This is a genomic window from Lutibacter sp., from assembly GCF_041555395.1.
In the GTDB taxonomy this organism is placed as follows: domain Bacteria; phylum Bacteroidota; class Bacteroidia; order Flavobacteriales; family Flavobacteriaceae; genus Lutibacter.
The window spans coordinates 25,569-35,492 of record NZ_JBFFKM010000027.1 but is presented as its reverse complement, the minus strand read 5'-3'; the positions used below and the strand labels follow the sequence as shown (position 1 = coordinate 35,492).

At 32.1% G+C, this 9,924-nt stretch carries 10 protein-coding genes; 5 read left to right on the top strand and 5 right to left on the bottom strand.

The window, feature by feature from the left end; genetic code table 11:
- Positions 1 to 91: 91 nt before the first annotated feature.
- Positions 92 to 1,987: an ATP-dependent DNA helicase RecQ gene (locus ABY285_RS07505; RefSeq protein ID WP_372768643.1), complete on the bottom strand. Its 1,896-nt coding sequence runs from the start codon at positions 1,985 to 1,987 to the stop codon at positions 92 to 94.
- On the bottom strand, positions 1,987 to 2,520 hold the full coding sequence (locus ABY285_RS07500) for an AAA family ATPase (RefSeq protein WP_372768641.1): 534 nt from the start codon (positions 2,518 to 2,520) through the stop codon (positions 1,987 to 1,989). Before ABY285_RS07500 ends, ABY285_RS07505 begins: the two co-directional genes overlap by 1 nt.
- Before the next feature lie 119 nt (positions 2,521 to 2,639).
- On the opposite strand from ABY285_RS07500, the gene ABY285_RS07495 reads away from it, so the two are divergent.
- From ABY285_RS07495 to ABY285_RS07480, 4 genes are all read left to right on the top strand, one after another.
- On the top strand, positions 2,640 to 2,921 hold the full coding sequence (locus ABY285_RS07495; protein WP_372768639.1) for a DUF493 family protein: 282 nt from the start codon (positions 2,640 to 2,642) through the stop codon (positions 2,919 to 2,921).
- 136 nt (positions 2,922 to 3,057) lie between these two features.
- A complete protein-coding gene (locus ABY285_RS07490) occupies positions 3,058 to 3,906 on the top strand; it encodes a peptidyl-prolyl cis-trans isomerase (protein WP_372768637.1) in 849 nt (282 codons plus the stop codon).
- Between the two features lie 22 nt (positions 3,907 to 3,928).
- Positions 3,929 to 5,266 (top strand): peptidylprolyl isomerase, encoded by a 1,338-nt coding sequence (locus tag ABY285_RS07485; RefSeq protein ID WP_372768635.1) that lies wholly within the window; start codon positions 3,929 to 3,931, stop codon positions 5,264 to 5,266.
- Position 5,267: 1 nt separating this feature from the next.
- On the top strand, positions 5,268 to 6,221 hold the full coding sequence (locus ABY285_RS07480) for an AAA family ATPase (protein WP_372768633.1): 954 nt from the start codon (positions 5,268 to 5,270) through the stop codon (positions 6,219 to 6,221).
- Here ABY285_RS07480 and ABY285_RS07475 read toward each other — a convergent pair.
- From ABY285_RS07475 to ABY285_RS07465, 3 genes are read right to left on the bottom strand one after another with little or no spacing between them, the layout of a single operon-like run.
- Complete coding sequence (locus ABY285_RS07475; protein ID WP_372768631.1) at positions 6,218 to 6,766, bottom strand: RsmD family RNA methyltransferase; 549 nt, start codon at positions 6,764 to 6,766, stop codon at positions 6,218 to 6,220. The genes ABY285_RS07480 and ABY285_RS07475 overlap by 4 nt on opposite strands.
- Complete coding sequence (locus ABY285_RS07470; RefSeq protein WP_372768629.1) at positions 6,767 to 7,612, bottom strand: DUF3822 family protein; 846 nt, start codon at positions 7,610 to 7,612, stop codon at positions 6,767 to 6,769. It abuts the gene before it with no gap.
- Positions 7,581 to 8,312 (bottom strand): hypothetical protein, encoded by a 732-nt coding sequence (locus ABY285_RS07465; protein WP_372768627.1) that lies wholly within the window; start codon positions 8,310 to 8,312, stop codon positions 7,581 to 7,583. Before ABY285_RS07465 ends, ABY285_RS07470 begins: the two co-directional genes overlap by 32 nt.
- A 105-nt stretch (positions 8,313 to 8,417) precedes the next feature.
- On the opposite strand from ABY285_RS07465, the gene ABY285_RS07460 reads away from it, so the two are divergent.
- Complete coding sequence (locus tag ABY285_RS07460) at positions 8,418 to 9,845, top strand: ATP-dependent RecD-like DNA helicase (protein WP_372768625.1); 1,428 nt, start codon at positions 8,418 to 8,420, stop codon at positions 9,843 to 9,845.
- Positions 9,846 to 9,924: the final 79 nt, after the last annotated feature.

Genomic DNA, 9,924 nt, shown 5'->3' with positions numbered 1-9,924 from the left:
CCAACCACGTTGAATTTTGCTTTTATAAGTGCGTCTAAGGTCGCAACGGCAAAATCTGGAGTTCCCATAAATACAATGCGTAAATCTCTCATTAAAAAGTGCGTTTAAATTTATTTTGCGAAGTTATCGTTATTTTATTTTTTTCTAAGAGTATTTTTAATGAATTTAAAATTTCAGTTTCTGAATAATCTAACAATACAACCAATTCTTGAGAGGAAAGCACACGATCTTTTAGCAATTCAAGGATTTGGTCTAAAATGGTTTGTATTGAATTGTTTTTTGCTTTTTTCGCCAAACAATTGTCACAAGTACCGCAAGCCTCCGTTACATATTCATTAAAATAGGAGAGAAACTGAAGGGTTCTGCAAGTTTTTGTGTTTTCAATATAGGAAATAACCGCTTTTAACTTTTCAAATTTTAAATTGTTTTGTTGCTCAATATTTCTTGAAATACGGTTGATGGAATAATTATCGTCTCTCGCCACTAAAAATGACAGTCTGGAGGAGGTGTTTTCATAACTGTAATTGATGATGTTATTGCTATGCAATTCTTTAAGTTGCCTAACCACTTCATTTTTTGAGCAATTTAATTTTTTGGACAGCTTGTATTCATTAATGATGGTGTAATGTTCAAAAATGCCGCCATAACTTCTCAAAATAAGTTTTATGAGGTCATTTGTTGAAGGATGATTGCTTAAATAATCGAAAATTTGATTGTTGTTGACCAAAAATTTCAGTGTAGATTTTTTGTTATAATTTTCATCAAGAAACAGCATATTTTCCCTTTCTAAAACCTTGATGGCATTGTACGTTAACAGTAAGTTTAAGTTATAGGTTGCGCAAAATTCCTGCAATGAAAAGTTGAATGATTGCGTTGGCAATTCACCTATGGAAATGGCATAATACTGATTTAAGTGCTGATAAACCAGTTTTACGGTTTTGGTGGTTGCGGTATTGGCTTCAAATTTTGCTGACGCATCATAAAGTGTTGTTTTATTAGCCAAAATTATGGCATAAGATGTTTTTCCGTCTCTTCCGGCTCTTCCTGCTTCCTGAATGTAATTTTCAAGACTGTTTGGTATGTTGATATGAATAACAGCCCTCACATTCAATTTATTAATACCCATTCCAAAAGCATTTGTAGCAACCATGATAGGAGTTATGTCACTCATCCAATTGGTATAGGCTTCATTTTTTTCGGCATTGGACAATCCGCCGTGATAAAAACTGCTTTTAAAATTATTTTTTAATAAAAAATTGCAGACTTCCTTGGTTTGTTTTCGGTTGTTGGTGTAAATAATAATTGAAGCGTTTATTTTGCCTAAAATTTGAAGCAGTTTGCCATAAATATCCTCTGTAATGCGAACGTGATAAAATAAATTTTCTCTTTTAAATGATTTTTTAATGATCTTGGCTTCTTTTAATCCTAAGTTATTTTGAATATCTTCCAAAACCCGTTGAGTGGCCGTTGCGGTTAGTGCAATAAAAATAGCTTCTGGTTTCAATTCTTTCAGCAGGTTTAATTTTAAATAAGAAGGTCTGAAATCGTGTCCCCATTCAGAAATGCAATGTGCTTCGTCAATGGCAATAAGGGAAACGTTTAATTGTTTAATTTTTTCCTGAATAAAACTTGATTGTAGTTTTTCAGGTGATATGTATAAAAAATTAAAACCACCAAACTGTAAGTTATCAAATGCAATAATAATCTCATCCTGTGAAAGTTGGGAAGTTAACGCAATGGCTTTAATGTTTTTTTCCTTTAAATAATTAACCTGATCGTGAATTAAAGCGATAAGTGGAGAAACTACAATGCAAACACCTTCTAAAATTAATCCGGGAACCTGATAGCAAATCGATTTTCCGCCGCTGGTTGGCAACAATACAATGGTATTTTCACCTTTTAATACGGCAGCTATAATTTCCTCTTGCGGACCTATAAATTGGCCGTACCCCCAGTATTTTTTAAGTATTTCAAGTGGTGTGTCCATTATTTTATGGCGTTCAAAATAAAATCGGTTCTTTCTTCAATGGTACCGGTTGGAACAGCAATAATCGAATAATTTAATGCGATATAAGTTTTTTCAAGATGGTTATGAATAGCCAATGCCTGTTCAAAATTTTCGTAGCGCTCATTGTCTGTAATATAAATTTCTTCCCAGGGAGCCATTAAAAAAACATAATTGTAACGGTAAAAATTACTGGTATTGATATATTTTTTAGGGTAATCGATACTGATATAATTCATATAAGCATGCACATCCGGAATACCTCTGTCGAAAAAAACCAAGGCGCTATTCTTTTTTTCTGCTTCGAGATATTGATTTATGCGACCTTCCAGTAATAATTCACTAAACAATAAGGGTTTTGTTAAAAATAGTTGTTCTGTGCCATTCTGTCGGGCATTTTGAGTAATATCTCTCGAAATTTCAGGCATACACATAAAATTGCGTTTAGCCAATTCTTTTATTACGGTAGATTTGCCGGTTCCGGGGCCGCCGGTTATTACAATTTTAGTTTGCATTCTGCAAAAATAAGGTATTCGTTAAATTATACTAAAAATAATCATGTAATTTTGTCAGCTAAATATTAACACTCATAAAATGGTATTATAATTGTTTACCTTAATATTTAAAAAAAAATATGGATAATAGAGCAGAATTTTACGAAAAGTTAAAGAAAAAATTAGATGAGAGCAATATTTTTCCTTCAGAATACCTTTTTAAATTTATTGTTTCAAGTCACGAAGAAAAAATAAAACAAGTGGAAGATTTATTTGATTTTAAAGGAGCTGTAATTACTAAAACTTCTTCAAAAACAGGAAAATTCACCAGTGTTTCCATTCATGTGATTATGAAAGAAGCTGATGACATTATTTTTATTTATAAAGAAGCCGAAAAAATTGAAGGGATTATTTCTTTGTGATTCCTTTAACATCACTTAACAAAAATAAAAAATAAATTGCACTGATTTTGTTAAATTTAAGCTGTCTTTTTAAAAAAAAATCTTTTTTCATGAGTGATGAACCGCAGAACCCTTAAAATTAAAGCATAAAATTTTTATGAGATTAGTCTATTTATTTTTATTGCCACTTATTTTTTTACAATCATGTAATTATTTTACGTTTAAAAAAGATACCCGCGAGGCTGTTGCAAGGGTGAATGATACCTATTTGTACAAAGATGATTTAATGGCTGTTTTTGCAAAAGACATTGCAAAGGAAGATAGTATAACACTAGTAAACAATTACATCAACAGTTGGATTAAACAACAACTATTATTGTCAAAAGCCCAATTGAATTTAGAGAATAAAACAGGAGAGTTTGAAGATCTTGTGAAAAAATATCGTGAAGATTTGTTTATAAATTCATACAAAGAAGCAGTTGTAAAACAATATTTAGATACTGAAATTACTGATGATGACATTGATCAATTTTATTTAAATAACAATGAACTTTTTAGGCTTAACGAAGAATTAATTAAATTTAAGTATATAAAAATTGGGAAGGATGTTTTAAATAAAAAGGAACTTATAAAACTATTTAAATCAACCAATAAATCAGATTTTGAGAATTTAAAGAAAAAGGTGATTTTTTTACAATCACATCATTTAAACGATTCAATTTGGATTAAATACAATGATTTAATAAATGAAATTCCGATTTTTAAAACGGAAGACAAGAATCAGTTGTTAAAAAAAGATAATTTTATTCAAAAAGAAGATTCATTAAGCTTATATTTGGCCACTATAAAACAGGTGTTGCAAAGTAATGAAATTGCACCAAAAAGCTATATTACGCCTACGGTTAAGCAAATGATTTTACATCAACGCAAATTATTATTATTAAAAAATATTGAAGAAACATTAATTAACGATGCAACTAAAAAACAACAATTTGAAATATATTAGGATGAAACAAAATACAATTGTAATGGCATTACTGTTATTTATTACTGTAATAAGTGCACAAGAGCGAATAAAAATAGATGGAGTTGCGGTTGTAGTTGGGAAAAATATAGTACTGGATTCAGATATTGATAAATTCAAAAAAGAGTTGCAATTGCGTGTTGAAGGTAAATTAGACATCACCGATTGTGAAATTCTTGAAGAAATTATGACTCAAAAACTGATTGCACATCATGCGGTGGTTGACAGTATAGTGGCTTCAGATGCAGAAATAAATACAGAGGTTGAACGCAATATTTCTTATTTTACCCAACAATTGGGAACCATGGAAAAAGTGGTAAAAATGTATGGATTTAATGATGAGGAAGATTTAAGAAAAGAATTGTACGAAATCCAAAAAGAGCAGCTTCTTATTCAAAAGGAAAGAGCGAGTATTACCGAAAAAATTGATGTGACTCCCGAAGAGGTTAGAACTTATTTTAAAAATCTTGAAAAGGATGGCAATTTGCCTGAATTTAGTGCCGAAATTGAATTGGCTCAAATTGTGAAATATATAAAGCCTTCTGAAGAAGAAACCAATCGTGTTATTGAAAAATTAAAAGAAATTAAAGCTGAAATCGAAAGCGGTTTCAGTTTTAGATTAAAAGCAATAATTAACTCTGATGATCCTGCCGTTTCTGGAACTGGACCGGGAGCTGCGGGGTTATATACCATTACAAGAGAAAGCGGATTTATAAAAGAGTTTAAAGAAGTGGCTTTTACTTTGGATGAAGGAGAGGTTTCTGAACCATTTGAATCGGGATTTGGATTTCATATCATTTTGGTAGAAAAAATTAAAGGACAGGAACGCGATGTTCGCCATATTTTAATTCAGCCAGTAATAAGCAAGGCTGAGTTGGATGTTTCATATAATGAACTGGTAAAAATTAGGGAACAAATACTTAATGGGGAAATTACCTTTGAAGAAGCGGTGGTAAAATATTCTGAAGATAAAGAAACAAAAAATAATAACGGCTTGCTGTTGAATCCACAAACAAATGATACGCGTTTTGATTTAACACGTATGGATCCAAATCTTTATAATAAAATTAGCAATTTAAAAGCGAGTGAAATTACAGAACCATTTTATGATGAAGTTAGGGCAGAATCTAAAATGCATAAAATAATTTTAGTGAAAAGCAAAGAGGATGCACATACCGCCAATTTCACTAAAGATTACGAAAAAATTCAACAATTAACCTTACAAAAAAAGCAAGAAGAAACTGTTGAAAAATGGGCAAAGGACAAAATTAAGGATACTTACATTAAAATAAACGACGATTATAAAGCTTGTAATTTCAAAAATAACTGGAAAAAGGAATAATATGTCAGATGTTGCTGCATTAAAGGAATTGGTTGAAAAGCATCATTCGCTTAAACAAGAAATTGGGAAGGTAATTATTGGGCAAAATGAAGCCGTAAACCATATTTTAATTTCTATCTTATGCAGTGGCCATTCTTTGCTGATTGGTGTTCCCGGATTGGCTAAAACGTTAATGGTACAGACAATTTCAGAAACGTTGGGACTCGATTTTAAACGCATCCAGTTTACGCCCGATTTAATGCCTTCCGATATTTTAGGAAGTGAGATTTTGGATGAAACAACGCATTTTAAGTTTTTAAAAGGACCTATATTCAGCAATATTATTTTAGCCGATGAAATTAACCGGACACCGCCAAAAACGCAAGCAGCTTTATTGGAAGCAATGCAGGAGCGTTCAGTGACGATTTCTGGACATCAACATAAATTGGCAAATCCTTTTTTTGTATTGGCTACCCAAAATCCAATTGAGCAGGAGGGAACTTACCCTTTGCCGGAAGCCCAATTAGATAGGTTTATGTTTTCCATAAATTTAGATTATCCAAGTTTTAAGGAAGAAGTTGAAGTGGTTAAAAGCACCACCAACGATGTGAAAAAAGTAGTTAATACAATTCTTTCTGCCGAAGAAATAGTAAATTTTCAGCGGTTGATAAGACGAATTCCCGTGGCTGACAATGTGATTGAGTATGCAGTGAAATTGGCGTCTAAAACACGCCCTAATACCGATTATTCAACCAAAATGGTAAATGACTACATTGATTGGGGTGCGGGTCCTAGAGCGTCTCAATTCTTAATTTTAGGCGCCAAAGCAAATGCTGCGATAAATGAGAAATATTCCCCCGATATTGAAGATGTTCAGGCAGTGGCTTATGCTATATTGCGCCATCGAATTGTGCGAAATTACAAAGCAGAAGCTGAAGGAATCAGCGAAAAACAAATCATTGAATCCTTATTTTAGGAAATTTCATTATTTTCAAAGAAACTGAACATGTTTCCTCCGTATTTTTTTTGGTAACTTAAGCGTGTGTGGTTTTTAAAATCGGTTTGTTTGGAGTGCTCAATTACCAAAACACCTTCTTCATTCAATAAATTATTTTCGAATACCAGCGCTACAATTTTTTCAAACAATTCAAGTTCAAACTCGTATGGCGCATCAGCGAAAATAACATCAAATTTAGCATTGGCCTTTTCCAAATATTTAAAAACATCACTTTTAATGACGGTAATTGATAAATCCAGCGCTTTTGCAGTAGTGTTGATAAATTGAATACATCCGGAATGCGCATCAACAGCCGTGATATTTTCGGTACCTCTTGAGCCAAATTCATAGCTTATATTTCCTGTTCCGGAAAATAAATCCAGAACCGCGATGTCATTAAAATAATAAGAATTATTGAGAATATTAAACAATGCCTCCTTGGCCATATCAGTTGTTGGTCTGACAGGTAAATTTTTAGGGGCTTGTATGCGTTTGCTTTTATGTATTCCAGAAATAATGCGCATTTATTTAAATTGATTTAATAAGGTAAAATGTGAGAGGGAAGAGATTTCATTTAATTTCAAATCGTCGTTGTTAGGTATATAAAACTTTATATTTCTGATGTATTGATAAACGATGGCATAAAGCTCAGATTCCTTTTCTATATCACCCATAAGGATTAATTCAAATTCTTCCGGATTTAAATTTAACTGTTCAGCGGTAAAAAGAATATAATAAATAAAATCTTCTTTGGTGCTAAAGCTAAAAAAATTAAACAATGCTAATTTTTTATTTTTGATGACAATAATTTCAAAATGGTGACCAGTGACATTTACAAAGCAAAAAGTGCCTTCCAAATTTTTATATTGGTTCAATAAATTTTCAATCAAAACTGTTGAGGAGTGCTTGTAAACAAATGTTTCATAAATATCAAGTAAAAAATTATTGATATTTACAAACGGAATATACACATTTATTATTTCTGAATTACTGAGTTCATCATAGGCAATAAAATCATTTTCCAACACTTTAACCGTGTATTGTAAATAATTCGTCAAGCAATTTTTGTTAAAAAGTGGTTGTGGTACTTGGGCAACTAAATTGTTAAAATGGGTAACAAATACAGACTTATATTGATGCTGAAGTAATTTTTCCCGGACAAATAATTCTTTAACACACGCTAATTGTTTAAAGGGACAACCAGTGCTATTCTCAAATTTATAAACAGCGAAAACCCCAACTTCATCTTGTATTTTGTTATAAACGCAAAAAGAAAATCCATCCAAACTAAGTTGGATGGATAAATAGTTATCCTCTAGATTTAAAGAATCTATATTGTTATTCTGTATCTTTTTTATCTCCTTTATCATAATATGGAGGCCAGTTGCCGTCCTCGCTAACATCGGTTAATGAGCCTACTCTAATAAATTCCCCTCTAATTTCTTCACCGCCAATAGCTTCTTTTTCTTGTTTTACAAGATTTTCATCCATTCCTTTCAAAATAAAAGACTTATCTACTTTTACTTCAAATACTGGAGCTTTTAAGCCGACAATTTTCTCAACCTCACCAACCTCAATTTTAAAGTTTTGATCGGTATCAGGGATTTTCATCATGTTTTTATAATCTTTACCAGCAAAAGAATTCTTTACATCTTCAAAACCAATGGTATCCACAACTCTTTCTTCAATTTCCTTTGTGATCCCTCCACCAAGCGCAATAGTTTTTGGGACGTATCGGGTTTGGGTTAAAGCGAATTTCGCAGTATCAATAAAACTGATAAGGCTCTCTCCGTCAGTAGTGTAATTTCCTGTAACTTTTTTATAGGCAACTTCGGCATCACGAATAATTTTTAAATTATTGATTACTTTAGCATACTTGGCTCTTTTTTCTGAATTGAATTTTATAGGTTTTGTGATTTCAAAATTAATTTGATAAACTAAAAAAATTGAAATAAGAACTAATCCTACTGAAAGTATCCAGTGCCATTTTCTAGGAATATAATTTACAATAGCATAAGCTAAAAAAGCGGTAACTACAATACCAATTAGTATAATCAAAACTGTTATCATCTGAATATTTTTTTTTTAAAGTGTGTACGCAAATCTACAAATTTTTTTTAATGAGAAAAATTTTTATGCATAAATCAATTTGTATATTTGATTTTTATTTAGAATATGACAAAAGCAGCGCAGGAATTTTATGTTAATCTGGTTGAAAAGTTTCCTTTTGAACCCACAAATTCTCAAGATTTATTACTTACAAAACTAACAGATTTTATTCTTGACACCAATAATAATGCCTTATTTATTATTAAAGGTTATGCCGGAACAGGAAAAACAACGACCATTAGCACCGTTGTGAATAATTTATGGCGCATTGGCAAAAAGTCTGTATTGCTGGCTCCGACAGGAAGAGCAGCCAAAGTTATTTCGGGTTATTCGAACAAACAGGCATTTACAATTCACAAAAAAATTTATTATCCTAAAAAAAATAAATCGGGAGGTGTTGATTTTACCCTGCAAACCAATAAGCATTCAAACACAATATTTTTTGTTGATGAAGCTTCTATGATTTCCGATGCGCCAATAGGTGCGAAATTATTTGAGGCGGGCTCATTATTAGATGATTTAATTTCTTATGTATATTCCGGAGTACATTGTAAATTGGTTTTAATAGGCGATACAGCCCAATTGCCCCCTGTTAAATTATCGATTAGTCCGGCTTTAGATGCCGAAAAGCTTTCTGTAAATTACCAAAAAGAAGTTATAGAAATTGAATTAAGTGAAGTAATGCGCCAACATGCCGATTCGGGAATTTTGGTGAATGCTACGGAATTGCGGTTAATTTTAGCAAATGCAGGATTTAATGATTTCCAGTTTCAATTGGGGTATCCTGATTTAATCCGGTTAATTGATGGCTATGATATTGAAGATGCGATTAATACCGCATACACAAATATTGGTGTGGAGGATACCACTTTTATTGTGCGTTCAAATAAACGTGCTAACCAATACAACCAGCAAATTAGAAGTAAAATTCGCGGACAGGAAAATGAAATTTCGACAGGCGATTATATTATGGTTGTTAAAAATAATTATTTTTGGTTGGAAGAAACCAGCGAAGCCGGTTTTATTGCCAACGGAGATATTTGTGAAATATTAGAGATTTTCAGCACTAAAGAATTGTACGGTTTCAGATTTGCAGAAGTAAAAATCAGAATGATTGATTATCCCAATCAAAAACCATTTGAAACAGTATTGTTACTGGACACGCTTACTTCTGAATCGCCTTCGCTTTCCTATGAAGAGTCAAATCGGTTATACCATGAAGTTGCCAAGGATTTTGCCCAGGAAAAATCAAAATACAAACAGTTGTTGGCTATTAAAAACAGCAGCTTCTTCAATGCGCTTCAAATTAAATTCGCTTATGCGGTTACCTGTCATAAATCACAGGGCGGACAATGGAAAACGGTTTTTATCGAACAGCCTTATTTGCCCGATGGCCAGAATATAGAGTATTTGAGATGGCTGTACACTGCAGTAACAAGAGCCCAGGAAAAGGTATATTTAATAGGATTCACTGATGCGTTTTTCAATGAATAAAATCCGTTAAAAAAGAACTATTATTCCAAGTAACATTTGTTTCTTATCGTCTATCATCAAAAACATTTTAGCGCAATTG